The following is a 14,769-nucleotide window of genomic DNA, read 5'->3' on the forward strand; positions in this document are numbered from 1 at the left end:
GTCACGCAGGGTGATACCTCGTTGCGGTGAGCTGGTCGGAGACGGCGCAGGATTTGGTGTCGCGGAACCCTGACTCTCGCATCGCTGCCCGAATGGCAGTGTCGCCGAAGGTCACGTTCTTCCCCTTGGGATAGATCGTCCAGACCGGAAGCGCGGGCGCCGCGGCCTGCGCCGCTCGAGCAGCATCGAGCTCAGCCGGTCCGCCGATGCACGCGACGAGCATCGCGGCCTCAGCGGCATCGCGCGCCAACGCGCCGTCGAGTGCCTCCGTCAGGGCCGCATCGTCGAAGCCCCCGATGAGGAGCGCCTTGGCGCCCTTGTCGAGTCCGAGCTTGGCGCGCAGGCTCGGCGGCGGTGTGGCGATCGCCTTCGCCCAAGCCTCTGCGAGTTTTCGCCCAAGGTGCAAGCGGACCGCTTCGCCCGCAACGGCGAAGCAGAGCGTGTCGCCTTCGACCCGGACGCCCTCGAGGGTGTCCTTGGGATAGCGCCGACGCACCTCGCCGCGCAATATCAGTTCCCGGGTTTCGAGCAGGGCTTTGACCTCGCCGGCTTCTGCGCCCACTTCCGCGTTGACAAGGGCTTCGCGACCCATCACCTGTCTCCCAGCTCGCCGATGGCTGCCGCAACTCTGGCCTAGGTTTGGATCGTCGTCAACAGACTCAACGAACTCATCCAGGAGGGTCTCGTGGGAGATGTCCGATTGGGCGCGGTCGCAGTCGATTGTCCAGACCCCGAACAACTGAGTGCGTTCTACAAGGCCGTTTTGGACTTGGAGGTGCTGTTCTCCTCCGAGGACTTCGTCGCTCTGAAAGGTGCCGGCGTGCTGCTGACATTCGAACGCGTCGATGATCATCAGCGCCCAACCTGGCCAGTGGGCCCAGTGCCAAAGCAGCTTCATCTGGATCTAGCGGTCATCGACCTCGACGCGGAAGAAACCCGGATCTTGGCACTGGGAGCTACGAAGGCCGAAGTCCAGCCCAATCCGGATAGGTGGCGGGTGCTGATCGATCCAGTAGGCCACCCGTTCTGCCTCACCATCCTCAAGCCCGATCCGAGCTAACGATGAGAATCGCGTAGGACGGAGGTCAGCCCTTGTGTGGGCAATACGATCTCTCAGTTTCGAAGGAGCGCGTGGTGACGAGAACGAATCTCTCCATGTCGATGTCGGCAGACGGATTTGTCGCAGGACCGGATCAAAGCGTCGACGATCCGCTCGGTGTCGGAGGGCTAGCGCTTCACGATTGGCACCTTGGAAGTGCCCTCGACCATCCAGTCAACCGTCAGGTCGTGGCGGACATGATGGACGGTATGGGGGCGACGATCATGGGACGCAACATGTTTGGCCCGATCCGTGGCACCTGGGGTGACTCGAACTGGAGGGGATGGTGGGGTGAGGAGCCGCCCTACCACTGTCCAGTTTTCGTCCTAACTCACTACCCACACGAGCCGATCGAGATGGAGGGGGGAACCACCTTTCACTTCGTCACCGATGGAATCGAGTCCGCGTACGAACAGGCCAGCGCACTGGCGCGCGATCGGGATATTTCGATCGCCGGCGGCGCCTCGTGTGCTCGTCAAGCGATCCGCGCCGGGATCGTCGATGAGATCGACCTCCAAATCAGCCCGGTCATCCTCGGCGCGGGAGAGCGACTATTCGACGGCTTCGACGCGGGTAAACCGACGCTTGAGTTAGCCCGCGTGCTCCAAGCCCCGGGCGTCGTGCACGTGCGCTACCGCGTCGTCTCGTCATGACCGCGTCCTCGAAGCCTCGACCAACGCGGCGGCCAACGCCTCGAGCTCGTAGGCGGTGACGTCGACGTGCGGTGAGATCCGCAGCGCCGGGCGGCTCATCTCATGGGGCGCGCGCTCGAGACCCGCATACGTAGTGACGATGCCGCGCTCGGCGATCAGCCAGGCCCGCACCGCTCGAGGGTCCACCCCGTCCGGCGACGTCAGCGTGGTGATGGCACTGGGCTCGTCGACGGGCTCGACCACCTGCCACCCGGCCACGTCGGCCAGCGCCGTGCGCGTTTGCGCGCCGACCTCGGCGAGCCGCGCCCGGATGCGTTCCGGTCCCGCGGCGACGTGCTCGCCGAGCGCAACGGAAAGCCCGACCTGGATCGCCACGTTCGATTCAGCGTGCGCCAACCGGGCCAGCGTCTGCTCGCTGAGCAGTCCACTGCGTGCCGCCAGCATGCCGACACCGCGAGGACCTGCGGTCCACTTCCGCGACGACGAGTAGATGGCATCGGCGCCGACGTCCGCGCAGTCGAGGTGGGCGAAGGCTTGCGCCGCGTCGACGATCAATGGAATGCCTGCGGCCCGGCACACGGCGGCGAGCGCCGCGGCGGGTTGGACGGTGCCGCGGTGACTGCCCAGCGGCGTGACGTGAACGAGCGCAGGCGGATTGGCCGCCAACGCCGCGGCCGCCGCGGCTACGTCCAGCCGGCCGAGTCCGTCGACCGGAAGCAACCGAACATCGAATCCGTGTCGGGTCAGGATCAGGAGGTTCGGTCCGTACTCTCCGGGCAGGCACGCGACGGTGCGGTCACCGTGCCAGTCGCCGAGCAGGATGTCGAGTGCGTGGTTGGAGCCGGTAGTGAAGACGACGTCGGTGGCGACGAATCCGGTGAGCGCCGCGACGGCCGCCCGGCCCGCGTCGAGCACAGGCGCCGCCGCCTCCGCGGCCACGTACCCGCCGACCTCCGCCTCGTGGCGCGCGTGCTGTGCCGTCGCGTCGATCACCGCGCCGCTCTGTCGCGAGCACGCGGCGCTGTCGACGTGGATTCCTGCCACGGCCGGACGCGCCGACCGCCAGGTATCCGCAAGCGTCCCCTCGGTCGACATCACCGCGTGGACAGGGACAGCCCGAAGTCGCCTGCGGCATCCGTCCACCACTGGGTGCGGCGTAGTCCGGCGACCTCCAACTCGGCGCCGACCCGCTCGGGTCGGAACTTGCAGGACACCTCCGTCAGCATCTCCTCGCCCGCAGTGAAGTCGACGGTCAGCTCGAGCGCGCCGACGTGGACCCGTTGCGGAGTGCTTGCCCGCAGCCACATTTCGATGCGCTCCTCGTCGGCGTTCCACCGGGCCACGTGTTCGAACGCGGAAAGGTCGAAGTCCGCGTCGAGCTCGCGGTTGACCACCGCGAGCACGTTCTTGTTGAACCGAGCCGTCACCTCATCCGCGTCGTCGTAGGCCGCCACCAGCCGGGCGGTGTCCTTGACCAGATCGGTGCCGAGCAGCAGGGTGTCGCCGGGCTGCAGGGTGTCCGACAGTGCGGCCAAGAATTCAGCGCGCGGTTCGGTGGTGAGGTTGCCGATGGTCGACCCGAGGAAGATCACCAGCCGCCGCCCAACCTGTGGGATCTTGCCGAGGTGCTCCTCGAAGTCCCCGCAGACCGCGTCGATCTCGATGCCCGGGTACTCGTTCCCGATAGCCGCGGACGCCGCGACCAGCACCGAGGAGTCGACGTCGAACGGGATGAACCGTTGCAGCGCTCCCCCGTCACGCAGCGCGTCCAGCAGGATCCTCGTCTTCTCCGACGTTCCGCTGCCGAGCTCGACCAGGGTGTCCGCCCCTGACATCCTGGCGATCTCGGCCGCCCTGGCCCGCAGGATCTCGGCTTCGGCGCGGGTCGGGTAGTACTCGGGCAGCCGCGTGATCTGGTCGAAGAGGTCGCTACCGACGGAGTCGTAGAACCACTTGGGCGGCAACGACTTCGGTGTTTGGGTGAGCCCGTCGCGCACGTCGCGACGCAGCGCCGTGGCGGCGGAGTCTGCGGCGAGGTAGTTGGACAGGGTGGACGTCATGACGTTCCTTTCAGCGGGGTCAGCTCGACACGCGTGCCGGTGACCTCAACGAGGTGGCGATCGGGAAGCTCCTGCCAGTCCGGGTCGTCGTCGTAGGGTTCGCTGGCCAGCACCACGCCGTCGGGAACCGTTAGCACCGACAGCGTGTCGCCCCACGTGGTGGCGAGCAGCCGGGAACCGTTGGCGGCCAGGATGTTCAGCCGGGCATTCGGGTCGGCTGTGCCCACCTCGACGATGATGTCGCCCAGCTGGTCCAGTCCGCGTTCGAAGATCAGCGCGGCCAGCATGGCACTGTCCACGGTGGACTCCGCTGCGGGTGACGTCGGCAGCACCGCCCGGTCGACGACGCCGTTGTGCGACAGCAGCCACTGACCGTCGGTGAACGGAGCCGACGCCGACGGCTCGATGGGCATGCCGACGCTGGCGGAACGCACCGCGGCCACCACGCAGCCGCTCATGAGGGCGGGCGCCACCGACGCGAATGAGGTGTCGCCCCACAGCGGTGCCGCGCTACGCCACCGCCGGGCGACCTCCCGGTCGAAGAAGCCCACTCCCCAACCGTCGGCGTTCATCAGGCCGTGCTTCTGCCTGCGCGGCGAATAGGACTGCACCAGAAGGCCATGCGGCGGGTCGAGCACCAGCGACGCCACCGACACCGGGGCGCCGAGCCAGCCGAGGTGTCTACACATCCCAGGCCAACCTCACGCCAGAGAAGATCTGGCGGCGGATCGGGTGGTCCCAGTTGCGGAAGCTGGGCCGCAGGATTCCGGCGGCGACGGCCCACGAACCGCCGCGCAGAATCTTGTAGTCACCATCGAAGAACGGCTGCGTGTAGCGGTCGTAGATCATCGGCGTGAAGCCCGGCCACGGCCGCAGCGGCGAGCTGGTCCACTCCCACACGTCGCCCAGCATCTGCTCGACCCCGTACGCGGACGCGCCCGCCGGGTAGGCGCCGACCGGAGCCGGCCGCAGTGCGTCGCCACCGAGGTTGGCGATCCGATCGGTGGGCTCCGAAGCGCCCCAAGGGAACCGGCGACGACGACCGACCGCGGGGTCCCAGGCGCAGGCCTTCTCCCACTCTGCCTCGGTGGGCAGCCGCGCGCCGGCCCATGCCGCATAGGCCTCGGCCTCGAAGTACGTCACGTGCTGGACTGGTTCGTCGGCGGGAATCGCCTCGACGTGCCCGAACCGCGTGCGGGTGCCATCGGGGTTCCAGTACTGCGGTGCAACGAGATTGGCGTCGCGCAGATGAGCCCACCCGCGCTCGGACCACCACCGCTGCTCGCGGTAGCCGCCATCGTCGATGAACGCACGCCACTCCCCGTTGGTGACGGGGACCCGGCCGATGCGGAAGGTAGGCACGTCGACGGTGTGCGAGGGCCGCTCGTTGTCGAGCGAGTGCGGTTCGTCGACGGCGTCGACGCCGAGCACGAACGGTCCACCCGGTACGAGTACCGAAGTACCCGTGACGCCCGGTCTGCCCGCAGGCAACCGTGCGCCGGCGCCGAGGATGGCCGGGCCCGACCGCATACCGAGCGCCTGCAGCATCGTTTCGTCGTGCTGGTTCTCGTGGCTGATCACCAACCCGTACACGAAGGACGGGTCGACGCCCGTGCCGTCCGCTTCGGGCAGAATCTCAAGTGCGTCAAGCGCTTTCGCCCTCACTGTCCGACAGTAGGCGTGCGCATCGGCGGGCGGCAGCAATGGCAGGGCGACCCGGCTGGCGCGCGTGTGTTCGAACGCGTCGTACAGCCCCTCGACGGCGGGCGACAGCATCCCCGGCCGGTCGGGGTTGCCGCCACGCAGCAGCCACAGTTCCTCTTGCTGGCCGATGTGGGCGAGGTCCCAGACGAGTGGGCTCATCAAGGGGTCGTACTGCCGGAACAATTCGGCGTCGTCGAAGTCGACGAGCCGCAGCGTGCGCTCACGGGCGCGGGTGAGTTCCCGCGCGAGCATCTCGCGAGTGCTCAAGAGCGGTCCTCCGCGGATTCGACGACCGCCCGGGCGATTCCGTGTTCGACGACCAGGTCGGAGAAGTCATCGGCCGGGCTGCGGCCCTGCTCTACCTGGTCGAGTAGCCGCGCCATGGCGTCACGCAGTTCCGTGGGCGCCCGGTCGGCGGCGGCCTGCACGCACGCGACGGCCGCGGCGTGGAGCCGACGATCGCCGAGGCCACTCCGCGCGGCGCGATCCCACTCCGTCGCGACCGACTCGGTGGCCTCCGCGGCGATGTCCGCCGCGGCCGGATCGTCGAGCAGCGTGACGAGGGTGAACACCACTGCAGGCCACACTGAATCGGGCACGCTGTCCAGATATCTGATCTCGAGAAATCCGCGCGGTCGCACCGGGGGAAACAACGTCGTGAGGTGGTAGTCGAGGTCCGCTTCGGTGGGGCGACGCCCGTCGAGGAGCGTCCGACCGTCGGCCCAGTCGACGAACGGCACCCACTCCGTCATGGGCACCGCGGCGGTATCGGGGGCCGACTCGTGAACGAGCATGACGGGTGCGCGCAGCGCGTAGCGCGCCCAGTCGTTGGCTGGATCGTCCCCGCTGGCGCCGAGAATGGGGCCACACCGCGCCGAGTCGAGTTGACCCCATACCCGCTGACGTGTGCTGCGCCAGCCGGAGAACCGGGCACCGAGCAGGGGCGAGTTGGCGGAGATGGCGATCATCGTCGGCCCGAGCGCGTGAGCGAGCCGCACCCGCGCCGCCCACCCGTCGCGCGGACCCGCGTCGACGTTGACCTGAACCGACGCCGTCGACGTCATCATGGCGGCGCCTGCGGCCGCGGTGCCGCTGGCGGCGAAGAACCGCTCCATCGCGCGGTAGCGTGCGCCGGGGTTGATCCGCTTGGCGGGCCGAAGCGGGTCGGCGCCGAGCAGGACCAGCCCCAACCCCTGCTGGGCGAACGCGTCGCGCAGGACCCGGCGGTCCGCGGACATCGCGGCGATGGCGGCGCCGGGCCCGTCACCCGGTGGTCCCGAGAGTTCGACGGCGCCACCTGGTTCGACCGTGATCGCGCTTCCGCCGGGCAACGACGGCACGGTGGCGATCACGTCGGTGAGCCGGTCCCAGGTGGGCCGGGCCACGGGGTCGGCCAGGTCGAAGCAGTGCGCTTCGATCTCCAATCCGACCTTGCCGACCGGGCCGTCGACCAGACAGTCGCCGCCGACGTGCAGGGCTGCGCTATACGCGCTCGAGAGTTCCGTGGTGTCACGGTGCGCGCCGCGCACCTCCGAAGTGGTGGTCATTTCAACCATCCCCTCCCGGGCTTGGACGTGGCCTCGTACGCGTCGCCGGCATTCCTTCTATCTTCCAGAGCGCACCGACAAAGTCGCGCGAATTTCCCCTGCCGCCTTCCTGTGTGCGTCGTGATCCCCCGGGCGTTACTGCCCGAGGGTGTTCTGCATCGCCCCGGCCAGCACGTTCACCGCAGGTCCGCCGTTGCCAGGCTGACAGACTTTCGCTTGTAGCAGAACGTTCTCGCGCAAGCGGGTCTGAATGAAGCACCGGCGATCTGTACCCGCTTCCTGCTTGACCCACACCGCGTCGGTCGGCGTCGGGGACGCACCCGTGAAGGACCAGACCTCGGTGACGAAGTCGTCGAGGTGCATGGTCGTGGTCTGTCCGGCGCAGCCCGTCGTGCGGTCGACGACGCGGTGGAACGCCCTGGTGGCGGCGTCGTTGGTGGCGAAGACGCCGACGGCCTGCTTGACCAGGTTGGTGTCGTCGTTGGCGGCGCGTTGCGCGGTGGCGCCGTTGAAGGAGGCGAGGTCGGGATCCGCGTACACGTCGGGCAGCCCGATGTCGGCCCAGTTGTTGCACTCCGGGGCGTCGACCCAGAACCCCTGGAACGGCGCGGTGAACGTCGACTCCGACGCCATCGGAGCGCCCACGATGTTGCCCACCGAACCCTTGCCGAGCACGGCATAGGACACCACGCCTGGGTCGGATGGCCGGGCGGCCGCCGGAGCCGACACCGCGAGTGCGAGGCTCAGGCCCGTCGCGGCGGCGGCGACACTGCGCATGCTCAGACCTCGGCCGACAGCGTGACGTCGATGTTGCCGCGGGTGGCCTTGGAGTACGGGCATACACCGTGGGCCTTTTCCATCAGCTCGTCGGCAGCGCTCTGCTCGAGGCCGGGCAGGTAGCCGATCAGGTGAGCGTTGATGCCGAACCCGCCCTCGGAGTCCTTGCCGAACCCGATCTGCGCGGTGATGCCGGTGGCGCCGTCGAGGGCGATCTTCTCGGTGCGCGCGACGAGGTTCAGTGCCCCAAGGAAACACGTCGCGTAGCCGGCGGAGAACAGCAATTCGGGGTTGACGCCCTCGCCGCTGCCACCCATCTCCTTTGGCGGTCGGTTCTCGAGATCGAGCTTGCCGTCGGCGGACTTCACATGGCCGTCGCGGCCGCCTCCGGTGGCGGTGGACTCAGCGGTGTAAACGACTTCGATGCTCATGGGCTCGATCATGCCAGCCGCGCCCACGCGTGCGGTCAGATGATCGTCAGCGTGCAGTACGTCCGCGGGGGCGACGGGTACGGCCACGCGTACTGGCCTGCCGCCGACGGGCATGCCTGCTGGTCGCGTACGTCGAGCCGTTGGACGACCTGGACGAGCAGGCCCTGTTGCCCGCGTTCGGCACAGTCGGCCCGCTGCACCACGCCGATCGGCACGTCGAGCACGTAGCAGTGGTCGGCTACGAGGTTGGGTACCAGGCACAGGCGTGAGGTCGACGGATCAGCGAATTGTGTTGGCAGATGCTGGTATTCGATGCTCGGGCAGGCTCCGGACTCATCGGCGAGGGCGCCGACGGTGTAGCTCGGGTCAGCCGTACATGCGACTCGGCTCGCCCGCAGGGGTTCGGGCGCGGTCGACGGGATCTCGACGCACTCCCCGACCGCGAAGAGGTTGGCCCCGGCGCGTTGCGGCGCTTCGACGCGTGACCCGCAGCCGCTGACCGCCAGCAGGATCGCCACCGCAGCGACGAGCGCCCACCACAGCGATGCCCGACCCATCATGGTTAGCGACACTCTCACGAGTCAGGGGTCATCGCCACACATTCCCCAAAATTCTCAATAGTCCCACAGACCCCACGCGAATCACGCGATTGTGATTCGTTGCGGCGTGTCGCGCCGGTCGCGATCACGACGACGGCCCTGGTGCAGAACTCGATGACGTTCGCCACGAGTTCTGCACGACGGTCGTGCCGAGTGACGAGTCACGACCCTGACGCAGAACTCGACGCCCGCGCGACAGCCGACAAACAGCGCACCCCTCGGCCGGGGGGAGGCCGAGGGGTGCGGGTCTGGAAGGGGTCAGCGAGGCGCGTTCGGAGTCGACGGCGTCGGTGACTCAGGAGATTGACGTCCCTCAAAGCCGTGATCACCGGGGAAGCCGCCCGGTCCACCCGGGAAGACGAAGCCCGGGCCGGGGCGCATCATCGGGCCGGGAAACATCGGGGGCGGGCCCTGGCGGTGCATCGAGATCTCGGGGCCGCCGCCGCCGTGGTGCCGACCACCATGGCCGGAGTGTGCGCCAAGGACGAAGCCGCTGAAGAAGATCGCGCCGACGATGAACACGACGCCGGCGACGATGCCGACCCACGCGGCGACCTGGGTGACCCTGCTGGACTGGCGGACGACGACCGGCTGGGGTGCCGGCGGGGTGGCGACGGGCTCGATGGGCCCGGTCGCGGGTTCGGAAGACGACGTTGTTTCACTCATGACGTCGATAGTGGTCGGTCCGCCGAAGTGCCAGTGATGAATCGGCTATGAATCAGCTGTGAAGAGCCCCGACGCCGAAACTGCAGGGAGATCGCGAATCTGGACGGAATCGCGATCTCCCCGCAGTGTCGGCGGGGTGGTCGGGCCTAGCGCGCGGAGATCGGCGCCGTGGGCACCTTGGTGACGGGCACCTTCTTCACGGGCAGCGGGCTCGAGATGACGTGCTCGTTGCCGTCCGGGTCCTGCCAGTGGCATTCCTCGATGCCCGCGGTCACGACGGTCGCGACCCAACCCTGCGTGATGACGCAGCCCTGGCCGAACGTGGTGCCGGAGACGGACTGGGCGGGGGCGCCAATCGGGCTCTTCCTGATCCACTCGTTGCCGGTGTTCGGGTCCTGCCAGTGGCATTCCTCGATGCCCGCGGCGATGACGGTCGCGACCCAGCCGTGCGTGGTGGTGCACGCCTGGGCGAATGTCATTGGGGCGGCTTGTGCTGCGGGGGCGGCGAGGATGCCGAGTGCGGCGGCGCCGGCGCCGAGTGCGAGGGTGGCGGCGGTGATGCGGCGGGTGGTGGTGCTCATGGTGTGCTCCTTGGGTTGGGTCGCGGCGCTCTGCCGCGTTCATCAGCTAGGAGCGACGGGCCACCCGGATTCCCTCACTTTTTTTCCCGACGTTCTTCCAAACGCACGACGCCCCGCGAGCCGGAGCTCGCGGGACGTCGCGTTGGGGCTGCGATCAGGCTTGTTAGCCCAGGTCGTACCGGTCGAGATCCATCACCTTGGCCCACGCGGCGACGAAGTCGTTGACGAACTTCTCCTTCGCGTCGTCGCTGGCGTAGACCTCGGCCAGGGCCCGCAACTCGGAGTTCGACCCGAACACCAGGTCGGCCCGGGTGCCCGTGTACTTCACCGCACCCGAGGCGTCGCGGCCCTCGAAGGTGTCCGACGAATCGTCGGTCGCCTTCCAGGTGACGCCGAGGTCGAGCAGGTTGGTGAAGAAGTCGTTGGTCAACGTCCCCACCTTGTCGGTGAACACGCCGTTTGACGACTTGTCCCAGTTGGCGCCGAGCACGCGCAGGCCGCCGACGAGAACCGTCAGCTCCGGCGCCGTCAGGGTGAGCAGGTTCGCCCTGTCGACCAGCAGGTACTCGGCCTGCAGCCGGTTGCCCTTGCCGATGTAATTGCGGAACCCGTCGGACTTCGGCTCGAGGTAAGCGAACGACTCCTCGTCGGTCCACTCCTGAGTGGCGTCACCGCGACCCGGCGTGAACGGCACCGTGACGGTGACGCCGCCGTCCTTGGCAGCCTTCTCGACCGCGGCCACGCCGCCGAGCACGACCAGGTCGGCGAACGACACCTTGTCTGCGCCGAACGACTCCTGGACGCCCTCCAGCGTGCGAATGACCTGGGCGAGCTCGTCGGGGTTGTTGACCTCCCACGCCGCCTGCGGTTGCAGCCGGATGCGCCCGCCGTTGGCACCGCCGCGCTTGTCACTGCCGCGGAACGTCGACGCCGATGCCCATGCGGTCGAAACCAGTTGCGGGACAGTCAGACCCGACGCGAGGATGTCGGCCTTGAGCTTGGCGACATCGGCGTCGGACAGCTGGCTCTGGCCGGTCGGAATCGGATCCTGCCAATCCAGTTTCTCCGCAGGCACCTCGGGCCCGACGTAGCGCTGGATGGGCCCCATGTCGCGGTGGGTCAGCTTGTACCAGGCGCGGGCGAACGCGTCGGCGAACTGATCCGGGTTCTCGTGGAACCGCTTCGAGATCGGCCCGTAGATCGGGTCGAGCCGCAGCGCGAGGTCCGTCGTCAGCATCATCGGCTTGCGCTTCTGCGATGCGTCCTCGGGGTCGGGTACGAAGGCCGACTCGGGGGCGTCCTTGGCGACCCACTGGTTGGCGCCCGCGGGGCTCTTCGTCAGTTCCCATTCGAAGCCGAACAGGTTGTCGAAGAACAGGTTCGTCCACTCGGTCGGCTTCTGGGTCCAGACGACCTCGAGCCCTGAGGTGATGGCGTCGCGGCCCTTACCGCTGCCGTAGGCGTTGGCCCAGCCAAGACCCTGCAGTTCGAGCGGGGCAGCCTCGGGTTCCGGGCCCACGTTGGCATCGGGATCCCCCGCGCCGTGCGTCTTGCCGAACGTGTGGCCACCGGCGATCAGCGCGACGGTCTCCTCGTCGTTCATGGCCATCCGGCCGAACGTCTCGCGGATGTCGACAGCCGCAGCCAGCGGATCCGGAACGCCGTTGGGCCCTTCGGGATTGACGTAGATGAGACCCATTTGCACCGCACCAAGCGGGTCTTCCAAATCACGCTTGCCGGTGTAGCGCGCGTCGCCAAGCCACTCGGTCTCGGGGCCCCAGTAGACGTCGTCCTCCGGCTCCCACACGTCAACACGACCACCCGCGAAGCCGAAGGTCTTGAAGCCCATGGACTCCAGCGCGACGTTGCCCGTGAGCACCATCAGGTCAGCCCAGGACAGCGCCTTGCCGTACTTCTTCTTGACGGGCCACAACAGGCGACGGGCCTTGTCGAGGTTGCCGTTGTCGGGCCAGCTGTTCAGTGGGGCGAAACGCTGCTGACCGGCGCCCGCGCCGCCGCGGCCGTCGCTGACGCGGTAGGTGCCGGCACTGTGCCAGGCCATGCGGATCATCAACGGTCCGTAGTGGCCGAAGTCGGCGGGCCACCAGTCCTGCGACGTGGTGAGCACCGCTTCGATGTCGCGCTTCACCGCGGGCAGGTCCAGGCCACTGAACGCCGCCGCGTAGTCGAACTCGCCACCGAAGGGGTCGGTCTCGACGGGGTTCTTGGCAAGGATCTTCAGGTTGAGCTTCTTGGGCCACCAACTCTCGTTGGTCCGTGCGCTCTCCGTTGGGTACGGAGCGCGAAAGGCCGGGCAGCTATCGATGCTCGACTCATTCATTTCTCCGACTTCTGCGTTCGGATGCTGACCTTCGGCCATGAGAAATCCTTTCCGGGGCTGGCGGGTTAAGGGGTATTGCGATCAATCAGTTGGCGCGGTGGAGCAGTCGGGGCACATGCCCCAGTAGATGACCTCGGCTTCGTCGATCGTGAAACCGTTGTCATCCGACGCGACGAGGCATGGCGCGTCGCCGACGGCGCAGTCGACGTCGGCGATGACACCACACGCCCGGCACACGACGTGGTGGTGGTTGTCTGCGACCCGCGACTCATAGCGAGCCACGGAGCCAGATGGCTGGATTCGTCGCACCAGTCCCGACGCCGTCAACGCATTGAGCGAGTCGTAGACGGTCTGGTGTGACACATCGGGGAGGCCCTCCCGCACGGCACGGATGATCGAATCCGTGTCGGCGTGCGGATGCGCGTAGACCGCGCTCAGCACCGCCACCCGAGGACGGGTGACTCGGAGTGCAGACTCGGCCAGCATCTGCCGGAAGTCTGTCGTCTGCCCCACGTCCTGAACCCTAGCCCTTTTCTGGAATGAGTCAAGAAAAATCTGAGCGACGTTTCGGGACGGGCGGATTCAGCGTCGCGCTTAGCTAGAAAGCGCTCGCCCCGCCACCTGGAGAGGTGGCGGGGCGAACTCGATCGAGACGTTTGTTGAACCGGGGGCTGACAGATCCCGATCCCGGTTGAGAGGCGGGGGCCCCCGGTTCACCTACCACCATGGACACCGCGGGACCGCTGAGCAAGCGATGCCAGAGCAACCGCAGGGAAGTCTCATCAGAACCCAATCGACGCAACCGTCACGGGCAGGGATGCGGGATGAACAGCGCCCAGCACACGTTGGGCGGCTGCCACGGGTACGGGCCAGGCGGGTTGTCACCCTCCCAGACGGTGGAGGAGACGTTGCCCTGCCCACGGTTGACGTAGTGGAAGGAGTGGCAGACGTTCCAGTCCCAGTTCGGACGCGCGTCGGAGGGGGTATTGAATCCGCCGCCGTAGCCGCCCATGTCATCGCCGGGGCACCAGGAGTAGGGCCCGCCGGCGTTGGCGATACCGGCGCCCAGTCCCATGCTGGCAAGGCCCAAACCACCGGCCACCAGCGCTGTCGTTGCCAAACGCTTGACTCGCTTCATGGTGCGTTCCTTTCAGTGAGGTTCCTGAAAGGTTGCTTCGGACTTCTTGGCAGATTCTTGGGAGCCGCGCCACTAGGGCTTGAAGGGGTTCACCGCGTACTGGATCACGCGATATGGCGCGTTGTCGGCCTGTGGCGCCGTGTTCCACTGACTGACGAACACCCGCAGCTCGTCCAGTGTCGATCCAGGCGAGACATAGCCGCCGTACGGCTGCGCGAGCCGGTTGTCCTCCGGCGGCGGCAGGTCGTCGGCGACGTCGGGCCACGGAGCGGCGACCACCACCGTCGTGACGGGCGCCGAGCCCAGCCGGGTCGGGTCGTCGGCGACGCGGACCTCCATGTTGCCGGTGCTGGCGTTGAAGTAGCTCAGCACCGTCTTGCCGTCGACCTGACGGATGCTCATCTCGCCGACCCGGTCGTTCCACAACGGCGTCGGCGGCTTGTTCCAGCCGGCAGAGGCCGACCAGCTCTGCCACTTCGAACGGTCGGTGAGCTTCTGCGGCGTGACCCGGTACAGCTCCACCGGTCCGCTGCGGTCGAAGTCGTTGGCCACGATGTACACCCATCCGCTTGGCGAGTCGGGCGTGGGAATCGGGTCGTAGTACCCGCTGATCTGGGACTGTCGTCCCCCGGCGTAGTCGCCGGGCCGTTCGGACGTGGGCACCGTCGGCCAACTCCCCCGCGCCGGGTCGGCCTTCACCAAGCGCGACGTCGCGGGCACCAGGTCCCGCACGGTCGTGACCATCACGTAGTTCTCGCGGTTGATCGAGATGACGCCCGCGGGCAGCTGCGACATCCCCTGCGGCGTCGGGTCGGCCAGCAGTGGCTTGTCGGTACCCATGACGCCGTCGTAGCGCACCCCGGTTGGTTCGTCGACCGAGTCGGTCTCGACGCGCAGCGCGATGGGTGAATACCAGCCGCCGAACCCGACGCCCTGGCCGGCGAAGCTGTCCCCGCACACCTGCAGGATGCCGCTGGGGAACTCCACGAACTCACACAGGTCCGTCGCACCGATGCCGTAATCCCTTGTCGGCGTTCCGGTTCCAGCGGTCGGTCCGATGCGCATGACCTGGCCGGGCGCCAGCGGCGCTAGCACGGGGGCAGGCACCGGAGCGGGCGGGTCGGCGTGCGCCTCCGGCGATGCGGGCAGCATGAGGCACGCGACGACCGCAAT

Annotated in this window: 17 protein-coding genes; 2 read left to right on the forward strand and 15 right to left on the reverse strand. The window is 67.9% G+C overall.

What is annotated here, in order from left to right; all coding sequences use genetic code 11:
- Window position 1: 1 nt before the first annotated feature.
- Window positions 2-592, reverse strand: a complete 591-nt coding sequence (locus SLQ33_RS30065) for a hypothetical protein (protein WP_319457580.1) — start codon at window positions 590-592, stop codon at window positions 2-4.
- 93 nt (window positions 593-685) lie between these two features.
- Between SLQ33_RS30065 and SLQ33_RS30070 the strand changes: the two genes are divergently transcribed.
- Window positions 686-1,060: a VOC family protein gene (locus SLQ33_RS30070; RefSeq protein WP_319457581.1), complete on the forward strand. Its 375-nt coding sequence runs from the start codon at window positions 686-688 to the stop codon at window positions 1,058-1,060.
- A 74-nt stretch (window positions 1,061-1,134) separates the two neighbouring features.
- The gene (locus tag SLQ33_RS30075) at window positions 1,135-1,752 is read left to right on the forward strand and encodes a dihydrofolate reductase family protein (protein WP_319457715.1); all 618 of its coding nucleotides are present in this window, start codon (window positions 1,135-1,137) and stop codon (window positions 1,750-1,752) included.
- Here the strand turns inward: SLQ33_RS30075 and egtE are convergent.
- The 14 genes from egtE to SLQ33_RS30145 all read right to left on the reverse strand — a co-directional run bounded on the left by egtE (window position 1,747) and on the right by SLQ33_RS30145 (window position 14,748).
- Window positions 1,747-2,847, reverse strand: coding sequence for an ergothioneine biosynthesis PLP-dependent enzyme EgtE (gene egtE / locus SLQ33_RS30080; RefSeq protein WP_319457716.1), 1,101 nt, complete (start codon window positions 2,845-2,847; stop codon window positions 1,747-1,749). The genes SLQ33_RS30075 and egtE overlap by 6 nt on opposite strands.
- On the reverse strand, window positions 2,847-3,812 hold the full coding sequence (egtD, locus tag SLQ33_RS30085; RefSeq protein ID WP_319457582.1) for an L-histidine N(alpha)-methyltransferase: 966 nt from the start codon (window positions 3,810-3,812) through the stop codon (window positions 2,847-2,849). The genes egtE and egtD overlap by 1 nt, the downstream gene beginning before the upstream one ends.
- The gene (egtC, locus tag SLQ33_RS30090) at window positions 3,809-4,501 is read right to left on the reverse strand and encodes an ergothioneine biosynthesis protein EgtC (protein ID WP_319457583.1); all 693 of its coding nucleotides are present in this window, start codon (window positions 4,499-4,501) and stop codon (window positions 3,809-3,811) included. Before egtC ends, egtD begins: the two co-directional genes overlap by 4 nt.
- Window positions 4,494-5,768, reverse strand: a complete 1,275-nt coding sequence (gene egtB, locus SLQ33_RS30095; protein WP_413467748.1) for an ergothioneine biosynthesis protein EgtB — start codon at window positions 5,766-5,768, stop codon at window positions 4,494-4,496. The genes egtC and egtB overlap by 8 nt, the downstream gene beginning before the upstream one ends.
- Window positions 5,769-5,779: 11 nt before the next feature.
- Window positions 5,780-7,063, reverse strand: a complete 1,284-nt coding sequence (egtA, locus tag SLQ33_RS30100; protein ID WP_319457585.1) for an ergothioneine biosynthesis glutamate--cysteine ligase EgtA — start codon at window positions 7,061-7,063, stop codon at window positions 5,780-5,782.
- Between the two features lie 135 nt (window positions 7,064-7,198).
- Window positions 7,199-7,840: a sensor domain-containing protein gene (locus tag SLQ33_RS30105; RefSeq protein ID WP_319457586.1), complete on the reverse strand. Its 642-nt coding sequence runs from the start codon at window positions 7,838-7,840 to the stop codon at window positions 7,199-7,201.
- A gap of 2 nt (window positions 7,841-7,842) precedes the next feature.
- A complete protein-coding gene (locus tag SLQ33_RS30110; RefSeq protein ID WP_319457587.1) occupies window positions 7,843-8,271 on the reverse strand; it encodes an organic hydroperoxide resistance protein in 429 nt (142 codons plus the stop codon).
- A gap of 35 nt (window positions 8,272-8,306) precedes the next feature.
- Window positions 8,307-8,843, reverse strand: coding sequence for a hypothetical protein (locus SLQ33_RS30115; RefSeq protein ID WP_319457588.1), 537 nt, complete (start codon window positions 8,841-8,843; stop codon window positions 8,307-8,309).
- A gap of 285 nt (window positions 8,844-9,128) precedes the next feature.
- A complete protein-coding gene (locus tag SLQ33_RS30120) occupies window positions 9,129-9,536 on the reverse strand; it encodes a hypothetical protein (protein ID WP_319457589.1) in 408 nt (135 codons plus the stop codon).
- A 146-nt stretch (window positions 9,537-9,682) separates the two neighbouring features.
- Window positions 9,683-10,117, reverse strand: coding sequence for a hypothetical protein (locus tag SLQ33_RS30125; protein ID WP_319457590.1), 435 nt, complete (start codon window positions 10,115-10,117; stop codon window positions 9,683-9,685).
- Window positions 10,118-10,280: 163 nt separating this feature from the next.
- Complete coding sequence (gene katG / locus SLQ33_RS30130; RefSeq protein ID WP_319457591.1) at window positions 10,281-12,497, reverse strand: catalase/peroxidase HPI; 2,217 nt, start codon at window positions 12,495-12,497, stop codon at window positions 10,281-10,283.
- Window positions 12,498-12,539: 42 nt separating this feature from the next.
- Window positions 12,540-12,944, reverse strand: a complete 405-nt coding sequence (locus SLQ33_RS30135) for a Fur family transcriptional regulator (RefSeq protein ID WP_319457717.1) — start codon at window positions 12,942-12,944, stop codon at window positions 12,540-12,542.
- Window positions 12,945-13,263: 319 nt separating this feature from the next.
- Window positions 13,264-13,596: a hypothetical protein gene (locus SLQ33_RS30140; protein ID WP_319457592.1), complete on the reverse strand. Its 333-nt coding sequence runs from the start codon at window positions 13,594-13,596 to the stop codon at window positions 13,264-13,266.
- A 72-nt stretch (window positions 13,597-13,668) separates the two neighbouring features.
- Entirely contained in the window at window positions 13,669-14,748 is a 1,080-nt protein-coding gene (locus tag SLQ33_RS30145; protein WP_319457593.1) for a DUF4185 domain-containing protein, read from the reverse strand.
- Between the last annotated feature and the right edge of the window lie 21 nt (window positions 14,749-14,769).

Origin of the sequence: Mycobacterium sp. RTGN6 (assembly GCF_033804605.1) — a bacterium.
Lineage (GTDB): Bacteria > Actinomycetota > Actinomycetes > Mycobacteriales > Mycobacteriaceae > Mycobacterium.